Raw genomic sequence first — 13,927 nt, 5'->3', positions numbered from 1 at the left:
ACTCCTCATGGCCAAGCGGATCGACGTCAAAGATCTCAACATCTATTACGGCAGCTTCCACGCCGTGGCGAATGTGGAACTGACCGTGCTGCCGCGCAGCGTCACCGCCTTCATCGGACCCTCCGGCTGTGGCAAGTCCACCGTGCTGCGCTCGCTGAACCGCATGCACGAGGTGACTCCCAACGCCCGCGTCGAAGGTGCGGTGCTGCTGGACGGCGAGGACATCTACAGCTCCTCGATCGACCCGGTCGGCGTGCGTCGCACCATCGGCATGGTGTTCCAGCGCCCGAACCCGTTCCCCACCATGTCCATTCGCGACAATGTGGTGGCCGGGCTGAAGCTGCAGGGTGTGCGCAACAAGAAGGAACTCGACGAGGTCGCCGAGCGCTCCCTCAAGGGCGCCAACCTCTGGAACGAGGTCAAGGACCGTCTCGACAAGCCCGGTGGCAGTCTCTCGGGTGGTCAGCAGCAGCGTCTGTGCATCGCCCGCGCGATCGCGGTCTCGCCCGACGTGCTGCTGATGGACGAGCCGTGTTCGGCCCTGGACCCGATCTCCACGCTGGCGATCGAGGACCTGATCACCGAGCTCAAGAAAGAGTTCACGATCGTCATCGTCACCCACAACATGCAGCAGGCCGCGCGTGTGAGTGACCAGACCGGTTTCTTCAACCTCGAGGCGCAGGGCAAGCCCGGCCGTCTGATCGAGATCGACGACACCGAGAAGATCTTCTCCAACCCCACCCAGCGCGCCACCGAGGACTACATCTCGGGCCGCTTCGGGTAAGAGCTATCGCGGAAAGCCCTCGCCTCCTTCTCGAAAGGAGTGCGGGGGCTTTTCTCGTTGGCGGCACGAAAAAGCCCCCGCACAGAGGGCGGGGGCAAAGTCGTTGTCTGTCAGCTGGTTTCGAGGTCCTCGTCGGCGGGCAGGACGCCGGTGACGAGGAAGATCACGCGGCGGCCGATCTCCACGGCGTGGTCGGCGAAGCGCTCGTAGTAGCGGCCGAGCAGGGTCACGTCCACGGCCGGGCCGACGCCGTAGGTCCAGTCACGGTCCATCAGCAGGGTGAACAGGTGGCGGTGGAGGTCGTCCATCGCCTCGTCGTCCTGGTTGAGCTGGGCGGCGCGCTCGGGGTCGCGGGTCTCGAGTACCTCTTTGGCGCCCGCGCCCATGTTGACCGCGATGCGGCCCATCTCGGCGAAGTAGCCGTTGACCGACTCGGGCAGCGCGTGGTTGGGGTGGCGGCGACGCGTCACCTTGGCCACGTGCAGCGCCAGCGCACCCATCCGGTTGACGTCGGCGACGATCTGGATGGCGCTCACGACCTGTCGCAGGTCGCCCGCGACGGGTGCCTGCAGGGCCAGCAGCGCGAAGGCCTTCTCCTCGGCCTCGCTGATCATCACCGAGATCCGATCCTGCTCGCCGATGACCTGCTCGGCCAGGCCCAGATCGGCCTGCAGCAGTGATTGAGTGGCCTGCTCCATGGCCTGGCCAGCGAGACCGGCCATCTCGCCGAGGAGGTTGGCGAGGTCGGCCATTTGCTCGTTGTAGATGACACGCATAATTGCTGACCCTAGTGGGTACGGGCATACCTGTCACCCAACACAGGGTTAATGCCGTGTGGCAGTGTCGTGGCAGGTCAGCGGTGTGGGCTTACTTGCAGGTGTCGTCGGCGGCGTTCATGTGCTCGAGGTCCGACGGCAGCGCGATCGGACCCGCGCTGTGCGGCTGGCCCATCGGCACGTTCGGCAGCTGCGAGCCCACCGGTGTCACCGTGCGCACGGTGCCACCGAAATCGGAACCGACCACCACTTCGATGATGCTGCCCAGCTCGTTGGTCTGTTCCAGCACGGCACCAGGGATGGTGCTGGCCACGGTGGCGGCCTCGGCTTCCAGGCCGGGGGCGAAGCGGATCGTGGAGGTCGGGGTGGTGCCGCCGGAGTAGTTGCCGGTGTTGTAGATCCCGAAGCCCTGGTAGCTGAGCTTGGAAGCCACGGTCTTGGCCAGGCCGACCGTGCCCGAACCGTTGGACACCAGCAGCGACATCGTGCCCGGTGCGACCGCGTACTGCGTGGGCGCGGTCGGTGCGGGCGAGGGCGCGGAGCTCTCGACTTCGGGCGCCTTGGTCTCGCCGGGCAGCGGCTGGTCGTCGATGACCGCGCGGAAGATCGCGTTGATGTCGGCGGTGCGCGGGATCTCGTTGCCGTAGTTGGTGGTGCCCGCGGTCGGGATGGTCAGGAAGGTCACCGCGCCCGCGTCCATCTTCTGCAGCGATCGGCCCAGCAGCAGCAGGTCCTGCGGGGTGACCTTGTCCACGAAGGTGTGGGCGGTGAACGCCTGGATGAAGCCGTTGAGCTTGCCCGGATCGAACAGCACCTTGCTCGACAACGCTCCGCGCAACAGTGACGCGAGGAACCGCTGCTGCCGGTTGATCCGGTCGTAGTCGCTGCGTTCCTCACCGGCCACGTGGCGCGCGCGCACATAGTTCAGCGCGGTCTCGCCGTTGACGCGCTGCTTGCCCGAGCTTTCCAGCACCGGGCCGAGCACACCGTCGATGATCGGTTTGGTCGAGCACACCTCGACGCCGCCGATCTCGTCGACCATGGCTTCGAAGCCGGCGAAGTCGATGCCGATGAAGTGGCCGATGGTCAGGCCCGACATCTTGCGCACCACGTCGACCAGGCATTTCGGCCCGCCCAACGCGTAGACGGCATTGAGCTTGTCGCCCATGGCCGAGGGGAACTTCTGATCGGTGTAGGCGGCTTTCTCGTTGTCCCAGCCCGCGCAGACCGGCCGGGTGACGTCGAGGTCGCGCGGGAACGACACGACCACCACGCGCGAACGATTCTTGGGGATGTGTACCAGCATCGCGGTGTCGGCGCGCGCGCCTTCGGTGTCCTTGGCGTCGCCCGCGCCCATGTCGGCGTTGACGCCCGCTCTGGTGTCGGTGCCCACGATGAGGTAGTTCTCGTCGCCCAACTGCATGTCGCCGTCGAGGACGTCGCCGGTGGCGCCGCCGCCCAGTGCGTCGACCTGGGTGAAGCTGTTGCCGGTGGCCTGCAGGTAACTCCAGCCGCCGCCGGTGATGACCAGGGTCAGCACGGCGATGAAGGTCAGCGTGACGCGGCCCGCCATTCTGGCCTGCTTGGTGCGTCGACCGCCGGTGCCCGGTCGCGGCTCGGAACGGTGCGGCGCGGCGGACTTGGCGCGGGTGGGTGCGGCGGCGGTGACCGCGGGCAGGATGTCGGTGGGCGGATCGAGGGCGTCGGCGGTGCGGCGCGCGGGGGCCGGGGGGCGTTTCGGTGCGTTGGCCTGCGCGGGCAGCGCGGTGGTCGCGGTGCGGTCGGCGGGCGATTCCGCGCGATGCGGTGCGACGCCCGCGATGTCGTCGACGACGGGGGAGCCGTCGGTGCGGGGGCCGATGTCCGAACGCGGGGTGGGGCGCGGTGCCTGTTCGCGGGCGCGGCGGCCTGCTCGTGAGCTCGGGTCGGCGGCTTCGGGGGCCCGGCGGCCCGCACGAGGGTCGGCGGTGGTGTCGGGGGCGCGTCTGCTGCGCTTGGTGCGTTCGCTGTCGACCCGGTTGACCAGGTCGGCCACCGTCAGCGGTGCCGAGCCGGGTTCGGGGGTCGCGTCCGCGTGCCGGGAACGGCGTGCGCCGGTGTCCGGTTGTTCTGTGGGCTCGCCCGTCGAGTACCGCTCCCAGGGGGCACGATTCCCGGGCCGGGGCGTGCGCCCGCGCCGATCGTCACCCACCAACGAACCTCACTTCTCTATCTGGCGCAGCCTGCGCGTATCGCCCGGCCCCGATCGAACCGGAGTCGAGCGATCCCGCAATGATAACGATTCCGCCACGAGTGGCCACTCCAGTGCACTGGGGAATCGCGGACTATCTGGATTCGAACCTTCGATCGGCTAAGGAAAGGCCTGGTCGAGGGCTCGCCGACGGGCAAAACAGCGTCGGCTTACGAATTGATGTCGACTCGCGATCAGCCGCCGTTATGCCTTCTCAGCCGCCGCTGTGCATCACATCGGCCGCGGAGGGGACGGTGTCGTCCTCGGGATCGTCGAGCCAGCCGTCGGGCAGCGTGACCTTGGTCTGCGGCGAACCCTGCCGTCCGCGCGGCCCCAGCGCGTCGGTGGGGAACGGCACGGTCGGGTCGAGTTGGCCGACCAATTCCTCGATTTGCGACAGCCGCGACACCGTGGCGAAGCTGCGCCGCAGCTGCGAGCCGACCGGGAAGCCCATCAGGTACCAGGCCATGTGCTTGCGAATATCGCGCATGGCCTTGTCCTCACCGTCGTGCTCGGTGAGCAGGGTGGCGTGGCGCACCAGGATCTCGCCGACGCGGCCCAGGGTGGGCCCCTCGGGGATCGGTTCGCCGCGTAAGGCCGCGCTGAGTTCGGCGAACAGCCAGGGCCGTCCGAGGCAGCCGCGGCCGACGACCACACCATCGCAACCGGTTTCGTTCATCATCTTCAAGGCGTCGTCGGCGGTGAAGATGTCGCCGTTGCCCAACACCGGGATCGAGGTGACGGCTTCCTTCAAGCGAGAGATCGCCGACCAGTCCGCCGCACCCGAGTACAGCTGCGCGGCGGTGCGCGCGTGCAGTGCCACGGCGGCCGCGCCCTCGGCTTCGGCGATGCGGCCGGTGTCGAGGTACGTGTGGTGCTCGTCGTCGATGCCGATGCGGAATTTGAAGGTCACCGGAACGCCCGCCGGTTCGGCCGCGGCCACCATCTCGCGCACGATATTGGCGAACAGCCTGCGCTTGTAGGGCAGCGCGGAACCGCCGCCGAGCTTGGTCACCTTGCGCACCGGGCAGCCGAGGTTGAGGTCGATGTGATCGGCCCAGCCCTCGCCCACGATGATCCGTACGGCCTCGCCCAGCGTCTTGGGGTCCACGCCGTACAGCTGCATCGACCGCGGATGCTCGTCGGCGTCGAACGACATCATGTGCAGCGTCTTCTCGTTGCGCTCGACCACCGCGCGGGCGGTGATCATCTCGCACACGTAGATCGAGGTCGGGCTGCCGAATTCGCGGCACAGTCGTCGGAAGGCACGGTTGGTGATGCCCGCCATCGGCGCGAGCACCACCGGCGGATCGACCGGAAAGGGCCCGATCCGCAAGCCCGTAGGCGCCTTGGGCATCGTCGTAGTCACGTCTGCCATTCTCTCATCTGCCCCGATGTGATCGATCTCGCGCACCGATGCCTTTGCCCGGGTCATGACCGCCATCACGGCCTTCGCGCCGCTTTTACCTGTTACTACGAGTACGGGTATCGCCCGCGAACTCAGTAGCCTTGACCTCGCTGGCCTCGCCGCCTCCGGCGATGCGCTGTTCCCACGTAATCGGAGAAGACCATGGCAGACGCCCCCGACCTGACGAAAACCCCCGCGAAGGGCACCGTCGCCGTGCGCGTTTCCTCGCTGGTCGGCGGTGCCGCGATCGCCGTGCTGGCCATCGTCGCGGTGGTGCTCGGCGTGCTGCTCGGCTCGGCGCGTTCGGAGGTCTCCGACATGCAGGACCAAGCCGCCGACAACGCGAAGGCCGAACAGATCGCGCTGGACTACTCGGTGGGCTCGGCCAGCCTGAACTACACCGACGTCAACGCCTGGGTCGGCAAGCTCAAGGCGGGCACCTCGCCGGAACTGTCGGCCAAGTTCGACGCCACCGGCGCCAAGCTCGAGCAGATCATCGTCCCGCTGAAGTGGACCTCGAGCGCGACCCCGATCACCGCGAAGGTCCTGTCGCACGAAGACGGCGTCTACAAGGTCGCCGCGTTCGTCGACGTGAGCACCACCAACGCCCAGAACCCCGACGGCCTGCGCAACACGGTGACCTACAACATCACCGTCGACAGCGGCAAGAACTGGCAGATCGCCGACGTGGGCAGCGCCGACGGCACCCTCCCGCTCAAGTAGTAACCAACGAAAAAGCCGCCCACCTGCGAACGGTGGGCGGCTTTTTCGTGGAAAGACCTTTAGACGCTTGCCATTTCGCGACGCTTGGCTTCGCGGGCCAGCATCTTGTCGCGCTGCTCCTCGAACTTGAGCACGTCCTCGCCCAGCTTCTCCAGGAAGCCGGCCAGCCGCTCACGAGTGGCCTCGCCGCGGGCGGTGAAGTCGGTGCGCTCGAAGATGTTCCACTTCTTCAGCACCGGCTGCACGACCTCTTCCAGGTGCTGACGCAGGTCGTAGATGCCGTGCTTGGCCATCAACACGCCGTTGCGACGGAAGTTCGGCATGCCCGCGCCGGGCATCTGGAAGTTCTCCACGATCAACGAGATCGCTTCGATCGCCTGGTCGGGCGACAGATCCAGCGCCGCGCCACAGAGGTTGCGGTAGAAGATCATGTGCAGGTTCTCGTCGGCGGCCACGCGCTGCAGCATGCGGTCCGCGATCGGGTCGTCGCACACCTTGCCGGTGTTGCGGTGGCTCACGCGAGTGGCCAGTTCCTGGAAGGTCACGTAGGCGACCGAGTGCAGGAACCCGGCGTCGACCTCGGCGGGGGAGGCGAAGCCGTTGGTCATGTGGATCATGCGCGCCTCTTCGAGGGCGACCGGGTCCACGCCGCGGGTGACCACGAGGTAGTCGCGCATCACGATGCCGTGGCGGTTCTCCTCGGCGGTCCAGCGACCGACCCAGGTGCCCCAGGCGCCGTCCTGCGAGAAGTTCTCGGCGATCTCACGGTGGTAGGACGGGAGGTTGTCCTCGGTGAGCAGGTTGGTGATCATGGCCGCCTTGGCGACCTCGCTGAGCTTGGACTGCTCAGGATCCCAGTCGATGCCGCCCATGGCGGCGAAGTTGCGGCCCTCGTCCCACGGGACGTAGTCGTGCGGATGCCACTCTTTGGCCAGCGACATGTGCCGGTTGACGTTTTCTTCGGCAACCGATTCCAACTCCGTGAGCAGTTCGAGTTGAGTCAGATCCCTTGCCATGTAAAAACCCTTCGCTGTCGTGCTTGCGGTCGAACGTCGCGATGCGGCCATACCTTACGGCACCGTAGGTGTGATGCGAAACGCAACAGAGCGATTTTCCATCGATGTTGAGCTACGTCACTACTGATCAGTAGGACCGATGGTTGTGCTGACGAGTCTAGGCGTTTCGCTCGCAACATAGGGAGTATCGCCGTGGGGCTGTCGGCGTTAGCTGCTGGTAGATGAACAGTTCGTAGCGGCTGCTCGGAGGGGTCGTTGCCGCTGTACGCGCCGCCCGCGGCGGTGTCGCCGGGGCCTGCCGCGCCGCGTGGATGTCGCTGTCGTGACGGTGGTCACGGTCGAGCTTGTGGTGCCCCCTGTAGGACTCGAACCTACGACCTAGTGATTAAAAGTCACCAGCTCTACCAACTGAGCTAAAGGGGCGCGCAGCGGAGTCTAGCGGACACTGTGCCCCGACACCCAATAGCGGCCCCCTCCCCGGGTGGCGGCGGCCGATCGCCGCTGGTGGTGGTCGGTAACGGGGCGTGCGGCCGCGACGATGCGACGGTAAACGCCTGGTGCTCAGCGTCGTTCGCGGTCGAGCTTGCGGATCGCAGTCGAATACTGTTGTATCGCAACATCTTTCGAACAGTGGGGGTGCGACACCGGTGCAGCGGTCCGAAGCGGGTGGCCGGCGGGCGGACTCCGTCCACGGTGCGCGACGGTCAACCGTGCTGCGCGCGTGTGGAATTCGTAGCGAACGCAAGCATTCCGGTTGCACCGCATTTGCCGATCCGGATAACCGGACCGGATGTTCGGATAGGTGCTCCATTCGCCGCATGTCGCCCAGTGAATGCGGGTACGGTGATTGCCTGGTGAATATCGAAACAATCACCGGTGCTGCGTTTTCCGTGGTCCCGGTGTCGGTGCAGGCGTGGAGAGAATTCACCGAAGGTACGCAGTGCCGGGTTGTTCGCGATGGGTGCGCGAACTCTCGGCAAAGGGGTAGAAACCACAATTCGCGCCGACGGTCGGTATTGATCGTCGGCGACGAGAAGGTTCGGAGGCGTTTCGAGCATGGCACGTCAGCAAGAGCGGGCGCGCCGCACGCGCGCGGCGATCATCAAATCCGCGGCCGTCGAGTTCGGCAAGAGCGGCTACGCCGCGGCCTCGCTGAACCGCATTCTGGAGGGTTCACGGGCCACCAAGGGGGCGATGTACTTCCACTTCGACTCGAAGGAAGATCTGGCGCGCGCGGTGTTGGAGACCGCCGTCGACCGCTACCGGGTCTGTGCCGAGCGCTGGCTCGCACGCGCTGACCTGGGCCCGTTGGACGTGCTGCACGGCATGGTCGACGAGATCGCGCTGCGCCTCGAGCACGACACCATCGTGCAGGCCGAGTACCGCCTGGTGATCGAGCCCGACTTCCATCGCGACACCGGCAACGGCGGCGGTCGCATCGTCGGCCGGGCCACCCGGGTGCTCGCGGTGCGGGCCATCACCGACGGCCAGCTGCGCCCCGACGCCGACCCCGACCGCTTCACCCGCACGCTGTCCGCGGCGTTGGCGGGGCAGCGCTACCTGGTCGACCCGATCGCCAACGGTTCCGCCGCCGATCTGCGTGCCCGGTTCGCCGAGGTGCTGGAGGTTATCGTGGAGGCCATGGCCACCCCGGTGTGGATCCAGAACTTCCGGACCGAGGGCTGGCGCGAACAAGCACGCCTGGAAGACCTCGGTTTGAGCGCTTGACCAGCCGATTTGGAACTCTGTGTGGACCTGTCATAAGCTATGCGAGCTCCCAACGGAAACGTTGAAGCCGCCCCGAAGAAATTCGGAACGAGCCCCCTTCGTCTAGCGGCCTAGGACGCCGCCCTTTCAAGGCGGTAGCGCGGGTTCGAATCCCGTAGGGGGTACAGTCTTCGGACTGTACAGAGGTACAAAAGCATGGCCCTGTAGCGCAGTTGGTTAGCGCGCCGCCCTGTCACGGCGGAGGTCGCGGGTTCGAGTCCCGTCAGGGTCGCAAGTGGTACCAGAGCAATCCGGTACTTCCCGGCCAGGTAGCTCAGTTGGTACGAGCGACCGCCTGAAAAGCGGTAGGTCGCCGGTTCGATCCCGGCTCTGGCCACACGTCAACCCCTGCACCAGATTCTGGTGTAGGGGTTTCTTGTGTTTCACGGCATCCGGTTTCAGGGCATGCGCAGCGCGTTCGCCCACAGGCGTGACACGGTGCGGACAACTTCTTCCATCGGCAATTCCTTGCCGTCCACCCGGCCGTCATCGGCGACGAAGTAGTTGAACGCCATCCGGCTGACCATCCCCGACAGCGCCCGCGAGGTCAGCAACGGGTCCAGATCGGCATCGGCCAGCCCACGCCGCTGCAGGTCCGCGATGCCGCGCGCGTTGCGGCCGATGAACGCGTCGGCGCGCTTCTGCCGCAGCTTCCCGAACTCGGGATCGATGTGGGACACCTGCTCGAGCAAGGCCATCAGTTTCGCGTTGCGCGCGTACGCCTGGAAGTAGGCGAGATTGGCCGCTTCGATGATCGCCGCGGGGTCGTCGTCGCCGGTCACATGCGGCATCCCGGGGTGCATCATGTCTTCCTGGGCGTGCTCGAGGATCGCCGCGAAGATCTCTTCCTTGCCCGCGAAGTACGTGTAGAACGTGCCCGACGAGCAGTTGGCTTCCTGGGTGATGTCGATCAGCCGGGTGTCGAGGTACCCCATCCGTTCGAACACGGTGCGCCCGGCCGCGATCAGCGCGGCCCGCGTCCGCAGGCCGCGCTGGGTGGCGGGCAGTTCACGCAGCAACGAGGTGCGCGCCATCGAAGGCGGCGCGCCCTCGCCGTCGTTTTCCGCGTGTCGTTCCATAGCTGTAGTTATATACCGGCCTCAGATACCCGCGTCGTCGGCGATACGCACCGCAAGCGCCACGACGGAGTCGATCCGCTCGACGGTCGGAGTGCCCGCCGCGGCCTTGTTCTCCGGGGTGTCCATGGCCCGGCGCAGCACGCCCTCGGCGATGATCGCGACCTTCCACAGCCCCAGCACATGCCAGTACCGCAGCGCCTGCGCGTCACGTCCGGTCTGCTCGAGATACAGCTTCGCCAGTTCCGCGCGACGCGGGAAACCGTCCAGTGCCGAGGCGGGGAAGTCGCCGCCGATGTCCTCGCCGGGTTCGACCCAGTAGGCGAGCATGCTGCCCATATCGGCCAGCGGGTCGCCCAGGGTGGACAGCTCCCAGTCCAGCGCGCCGACAACTTCGCCGGTGTCGTGCGAGGTGATGACGTTGCGCAGGTGGAAGTCGCCGTGCACCAGGGTCAGCTCGCGCTGTTCCGGCATGGCCGCGACGAGCCTGCGGGTGAGGTCGTCCAGCGCCGGCAGTTCGCGGGTCTTGGACAGTTCCCACTGTCCGCCCCAGCGCTTGAGCTGACGTTGCGCATACGGCTTGTGACTGGCCAGATCGGTCAGGCCCACCGCGTCCAGATCCACGGCGTGAATCTTCGCCAACGTGCTGATCAACGATTCGCCGATGGCCGTACGACGTTGCGGGGTCAGCGATTCCGCGATCGGCATGGTGTCCAGCACCTGCCCGTCGATGAACTCCATGAGCACCATCGGCGGCTCGTGGCTGACCCCGAGGATGCCCGGCGCGGGCACGTCGGTGTCGGCCAACGCGGCCATGATCCTGGCCTCGCGCACCACGTCGTGCGCCGAGGCCAACAGGTGGCCCAGCGGCGGTCGGCGCAACACCCAGCGCCGGTCGTCGGCATCGCGCACGAGGTACGTAAGATTGGATTGACCGAGGCCGATGCGGTCGAAGCGCAGCGGCGTGGTGTGTTCGATGCCGAGGGTGCCGAACCAGTCGGTCACCGCGGTCGGGTCGATGGCGAGCGTGTCAGACACCGAGTGCTGCTCCCCGCTGGAACATCGGCGCGTAGCCCAGTCGCTGCCCGCCGTCGATCACCATGACTTCACCCGTGACCCAGCTGGCCGCGTCGGACACCAGAAACGCTACGGCGGCGGCGATGTCGTCGGGTTCGCCGATCCGGCCCAGCGCGTTGGCCCCGGCCACGGCGGCCTCATGGTTCTTCCACAGTGCCTCGGCCAGTTTGGTGCGCACGACACCGGGCGCGACCGCGTTCACGCGCACCTTCGGCGAGAGCTCCAGTGCCATCTGCTTGGTGAGGTGGATGATGGCCGCCTTGGACGCGTTGTACAGCCCGATATTGGCCTCGTGTCCGAGTCCGCCGATCGACGCGGTGTTGACCACCGAGCCGCCGTGCTCGCCCATCCACGCCCGGTGCACCAGCGAGGTCCACAGCACCGGCGCCCACACGTTCACGTCGAAGATCTTGGCGAAGCGGCCGTGATCCTGGTCGATCACGGGCCCGAAGGCGGGGTTGGTGCCGGCGTTGTTGACCAGGATGTCGATGCTGCCGAAGCGCTCGAGAGTCAGGTCCACGCAGCGCTGTGCGGCTTCCTCGTCCACCGCGTGCGCGGCGACGCCGATGGCGGTACCACCCACCAGCGCGGCGGCGGCGTCAGCGGATTCCTGTGTGCGCGAGGTCAAGACGACGTTGCCACCCGCGGCCGCGATGGCCTGCGCGACGGCGAGGCCGATCCCGCGCGAGGCGCCGGTGACGATGGCGGTGCGGCCGGTCAGATCCAGTCCGGTCATGTCAGTTGCTCTCCTTGATGCGGTACTTGTTCAGTTCCTGGCGGGCGATGGCGCGCTTGTGCACCTCGTCGGGGCCGTCGGCCAGGCGCAGTGTGCGCAGCTTGGCCCAGGCTTCGGCCAGCGGGAAATCACCGGTCACGCCGCCCGCGCCGTGCACCTGGATGGCCCGGTCGATGATCTTCAACGCGATATTGGGCGCGGCCACCTTGATCGCGGCGATCTCGGTGCGCGCGGCCTTGTTGCCCACGGTGTCCATCAGGTACGCGGCCTTGAGGGTGAGCAGCCGGACCATTTCGATGTCGATGCGCGACTCCGCGATCCAGTCCTGGATGTTGGCGTTCTCCGACACGGGCTTACCGAACGTGACCCGCGACTGCGCGCGCTTGCACATCAATTCCAGTGCGCGCTCGGCCATCCCGATGCTGCGCATGCAGTGGTGGATCCGGCCGGGCCCGAGGCGCGCCTGACTGATCGCGAACCCCTCACCCTCACCCGACAGCACGTCCTTGGCGGGCACCCGCACATCGGCGAAGTCGATTTCGGCGTGCCCTTCGCGTTCCTGGTAGCCGAACACCGGCAGCCCGCGCAGGATGGTGACGCCGGGCGCGTCGATCGGGACCACCATCATCGACTGCTGACGGTGCGTCGCGGCGGTGGGATCGGTCTTGCCCATCACGATCATCACGCGACAGTTCTTGTGCAAAGCGTTGGTGGCGAACCACTTTCGGCCGTTGAGAATGTAGTCGTCGCCGTCGCGCACCATCGACAGTTCGATATTGGTGGCGTCGGAGCTGGCCACGCGCGGTTCGGTCATCGCGAACGCCGAGGCCATGGTGCCGTCCAGCAGCGGCTTCAGGTACTTCTCTTTGTGCTCGTCGGTGCCGAACAGTTCCAGCACTTCCATGTTGCCGGTGTCGGGGGCGTTGCAGTTGCAGGCTTCGGCGGCCAGGTGGCTGCGGCCCATGATCTCGGCCAGCGGCGCGTACTCGAGGTTGGTCAGGCCGGGTCCGCGGCCGGGGTGCGGGTGGAAAAGGTTCCACAGGCCGCGGCGCTTGGCTTCGGCTTTGAGGTCTTCGATGATCGGCGGCTGGAAGTGCGGGTCGCCCGATTCCCGCATCTGCTCTTCGTAGACGGCCTCGGCCGGATAGACGTGTTCGTCCATGAAGTCGAGCAGGTCCTCGCGGTATTTCTTCGCGCGGTCGGTCATTTCGAACACGGTGTACTCCTGTGTTGTCAGTGGTTGTCGGCCAGCAGGGCGGCTTGGTAGCGCCGCATGCCTTTGAGCCAGCGGTCGTAGTCGGAGCCCTTGTGGCGGTACATGTCCAGCACCTGCGGGTGCGGCAGGATCAGGAACTGCTCGTGCTCGACGGCTGTCAGGACGATCTCGGCGACCTCGGCGGGTTCCAGGACAGTGCCCGCGGAGGTGACCGCGCGGGTGGCGGCGGCGCCCAGCGCTTCGCCGGACTCCTGCCCGGCGTAGAGCAATTTCGTGTTCACACCCATCGGGCACAGGCAGCTCACGCGCACGCCCTGATCGCCGTAGGTGACATTGAGCCATTCCGCGAAGCCGACGGCGGCGTGCTTGCTCACCGAGTAAGTGGCGGAACCGATTTGGGTGAGCAGGCCAGCGGCTGACGCGGTGCTCACGAAGTAGCCCTCGCCGCGCTGGACCCACTGCGGCACCAGCAGCTGCGCCGCGCGGATATGCGCACGCAGGTTCACATCCAGGGCCTGGTCCCAGTCGCTGTCGCTGACGTCGAGGCCGGGGGCGCCGACGATGCCCGCGTTGGCGAAGTACAGATCGACCGGTCCGAAGTGTTGCTCGGCCGTGGCGATCAGACCCTCGATCGCGGCGGTCCCGGCGACGTCGGCGCCGACTCCGACCGCGCTGTCGGGATGCTGCGCATTGATCCGCGCGGCCACGCCCAGCGCGCCCGCGCCGTCGATATCGGCCACCACCACCCGCGCACCGGCGGCGACCAGGGCGGTAGCCAACGCGGCCCCGATTCCAGCGCCGCCACCGGTCACGATGGCTACCTTCCCAGCGACATTCACTCTGTGATTCCTTCGATCCGCGAGGGTGCGATTGTCAGAAGTTGACGTCAACTTCAAGTCTGCTCAGCTTGGGTGACAGGGGGCGTAATGTCAATCACGCCGTCGGGAAGACCCGGCGTGACGGGCGCTCGAGGTGCCATGTACAGTCTCGGTACTGAAAGCAATCATGGCCCTGTAGCGCAGTTGGTTAGCGCGCCGCCCTGTCACGGCGGAGGTCGCGGGTTCGAGTCCCGTCAGGGTCGCTGCGCAAGTCCCCCACACCTGTCTCTTATACACATC

At 66.7% G+C, this 13,927-nt stretch carries 12 protein-coding genes and 5 tRNA genes; 7 read left to right on the top strand and 10 right to left on the bottom strand.

The features are described from left to right. The first annotated feature begins 7 nt into the window (after positions 1–7). A complete protein-coding gene (pstB, locus tag ACFWU5_RS24395; RefSeq protein ID WP_056818713.1) occupies positions 8–784 on the top strand; it encodes a phosphate ABC transporter ATP-binding protein PstB in 777 nt (258 codons plus the stop codon). A 110-nt stretch (positions 785–894) separates the two neighbouring features. On the opposite strand, the gene phoU is transcribed toward pstB, so the two are convergent. The 3 genes from phoU to dusB all read right to left on the bottom strand — a co-directional run bounded on the left by phoU (position 895) and on the right by dusB (position 5,168). After that, a complete protein-coding gene (gene phoU / locus ACFWU5_RS24390; protein ID WP_379241244.1) occupies positions 895–1,560 on the bottom strand; it encodes a phosphate signaling complex protein PhoU in 666 nt (221 codons plus the stop codon). Positions 1,561–1,651: 91 nt separating this feature from the next. Then, a complete protein-coding gene (locus ACFWU5_RS24385) occupies positions 1,652–3,751 on the bottom strand; it encodes an LCP family protein (protein ID WP_379269089.1) in 2,100 nt (699 codons plus the stop codon). Between the two features lie 253 nt (positions 3,752–4,004). Further along, positions 4,005–5,168, bottom strand: a complete 1,164-nt coding sequence (gene dusB, locus ACFWU5_RS24380) for a tRNA dihydrouridine synthase DusB (protein ID WP_379269087.1) — start codon at positions 5,166–5,168, stop codon at positions 4,005–4,007. 192 nt (positions 5,169–5,360) lie between these two features. Here dusB and ACFWU5_RS24375 point away from each other — a divergent pair, with 192 nt between their 5' ends. Beyond that, positions 5,361–5,921 (top strand): hypothetical protein, encoded by a 561-nt coding sequence (locus ACFWU5_RS24375; RefSeq protein WP_379269086.1) that lies wholly within the window; start codon positions 5,361–5,363, stop codon positions 5,919–5,921. Between the two features lie 59 nt (positions 5,922–5,980). On the opposite strand, the gene ACFWU5_RS24370 is transcribed toward ACFWU5_RS24375, so the two are convergent. Beyond that, the gene (locus ACFWU5_RS24370; protein WP_379269084.1) at positions 5,981–6,937 is read right to left on the bottom strand and encodes an acyl-ACP desaturase; all 957 of its coding nucleotides are present in this window, start codon (positions 6,935–6,937) and stop codon (positions 5,981–5,983) included. A 347-nt stretch (positions 6,938–7,284) separates the two neighbouring features. Continuing rightward, positions 7,285–7,360 (bottom strand) — tRNA-Lys (locus tag ACFWU5_RS24365). Positions 7,361–7,993: 633 nt separating this feature from the next. On the opposite strand from ACFWU5_RS24365, the gene ACFWU5_RS24360 reads away from it, so the two are divergent. From ACFWU5_RS24360 to ACFWU5_RS24345, 4 genes are all read left to right on the top strand, one after another. Continuing rightward, positions 7,994–8,665 (top strand): TetR family transcriptional regulator, encoded by a 672-nt coding sequence (locus tag ACFWU5_RS24360; protein ID WP_379241250.1) that lies wholly within the window; start codon positions 7,994–7,996, stop codon positions 8,663–8,665. 91 nt (positions 8,666–8,756) lie between these two features. After that, positions 8,757–8,829, top strand: a tRNA-Glu gene (locus ACFWU5_RS24355). A gap of 33 nt (positions 8,830–8,862) precedes the next feature. After that, positions 8,863–8,936: transfer RNA gene (locus ACFWU5_RS24350), tRNA-Asp, on the top strand. Between the two features lie 31 nt (positions 8,937–8,967). After that, positions 8,968–9,041 (top strand) — tRNA-Phe (locus tag ACFWU5_RS24345). A 61-nt stretch (positions 9,042–9,102) separates the two neighbouring features. Here ACFWU5_RS24345 and ACFWU5_RS24340 read toward each other — a convergent pair. The 5 genes from ACFWU5_RS24340 to ACFWU5_RS24320 are packed head-to-tail and all read right to left on the bottom strand — an operon-like array spanning position 9,103 to position 13,648. Further along, a complete protein-coding gene (locus tag ACFWU5_RS24340; protein WP_379269082.1) occupies positions 9,103–9,783 on the bottom strand; it encodes a TetR/AcrR family transcriptional regulator in 681 nt (226 codons plus the stop codon). 21 nt (positions 9,784–9,804) lie between these two features. Continuing rightward, positions 9,805–10,818 (bottom strand): phosphotransferase family protein, encoded by a 1,014-nt coding sequence (locus ACFWU5_RS24335; RefSeq protein WP_379269081.1) that lies wholly within the window; start codon positions 10,816–10,818, stop codon positions 9,805–9,807. Then, complete coding sequence (locus tag ACFWU5_RS24330) at positions 10,811–11,593, bottom strand: SDR family oxidoreductase (protein WP_379269080.1); 783 nt, start codon at positions 11,591–11,593, stop codon at positions 10,811–10,813. The genes ACFWU5_RS24335 and ACFWU5_RS24330 overlap by 8 nt, the downstream gene beginning before the upstream one ends. A gap of 1 nt (position 11,594) precedes the next feature. Beyond that, positions 11,595–12,800 (bottom strand): acyl-CoA dehydrogenase family protein, encoded by a 1,206-nt coding sequence (locus ACFWU5_RS24325; RefSeq protein ID WP_379269078.1) that lies wholly within the window; start codon positions 12,798–12,800, stop codon positions 11,595–11,597. A 26-nt stretch (positions 12,801–12,826) separates the two neighbouring features. Beyond that, on the bottom strand, positions 12,827–13,648 hold the full coding sequence (locus ACFWU5_RS24320) for an SDR family oxidoreductase (protein WP_379269076.1): 822 nt from the start codon (positions 13,646–13,648) through the stop codon (positions 12,827–12,829). Between the two features lie 168 nt (positions 13,649–13,816). Here ACFWU5_RS24320 and ACFWU5_RS24315 point away from each other — a divergent pair. Further along, a tRNA-Asp gene (locus ACFWU5_RS24315) sits at positions 13,817–13,890 on the top strand. Positions 13,891–13,927 lie beyond the last annotated feature (37 nt).

It is taken from the genome of Nocardia sp. NPDC058640, assembly GCF_042716995.1.
GTDB lineage: Bacteria > Actinomycetota > Actinomycetes > Mycobacteriales > Mycobacteriaceae > Nocardia.
This window is presented reverse-complemented; position numbering and strand designations above follow the sequence as displayed.

Excerpts from the sequence above, each read along its gene's own strand:
- ACFWU5_RS24340 (WP_379269082.1), bottom strand. The coding sequence starts at position 9,783 with ATGGAACGACACGCGGAAAACGACGGCGAGGGCGCGCCGCCTTCGATG.
- ACFWU5_RS24375 (WP_379269086.1), top strand. The coding sequence starts at position 5,361 with ATGGCAGACGCCCCCGACCTGACGAAAACCCCCGCGAAGGGCACCGTC.
- phoU (WP_379241244.1), bottom strand. The coding sequence starts at position 1,560 with ATGCGTGTCATCTACAACGAGCAAATGGCCGACCTCGCCAACCTCCTC.
- ACFWU5_RS24370 (WP_379269084.1), bottom strand. The coding sequence starts at position 6,937 with ATGGCAAGGGATCTGACTCAACTCGAACTGCTCACGGAGTTGGAATCG.
- ACFWU5_RS24325 (WP_379269078.1), bottom strand. The coding sequence starts at position 12,800 with ATGACCGACCGCGCGAAGAAATACCGCGAGGACCTGCTCGACTTCATG.
- ACFWU5_RS24330 (WP_379269080.1), bottom strand. The coding sequence starts at position 11,593 with ATGACCGGACTGGATCTGACCGGCCGCACCGCCATCGTCACCGGCGCC.
- dusB (WP_379269087.1), bottom strand. The coding sequence starts at position 5,168 with ATGGCAGACGTGACTACGACGATGCCCAAGGCGCCTACGGGCTTGCGG.
- pstB (WP_056818713.1), top strand. The coding sequence starts at position 8 with ATGGCCAAGCGGATCGACGTCAAAGATCTCAACATCTATTACGGCAGC.
- ACFWU5_RS24360 (WP_379241250.1), top strand. The coding sequence starts at position 7,994 with ATGGCACGTCAGCAAGAGCGGGCGCGCCGCACGCGCGCGGCGATCATC.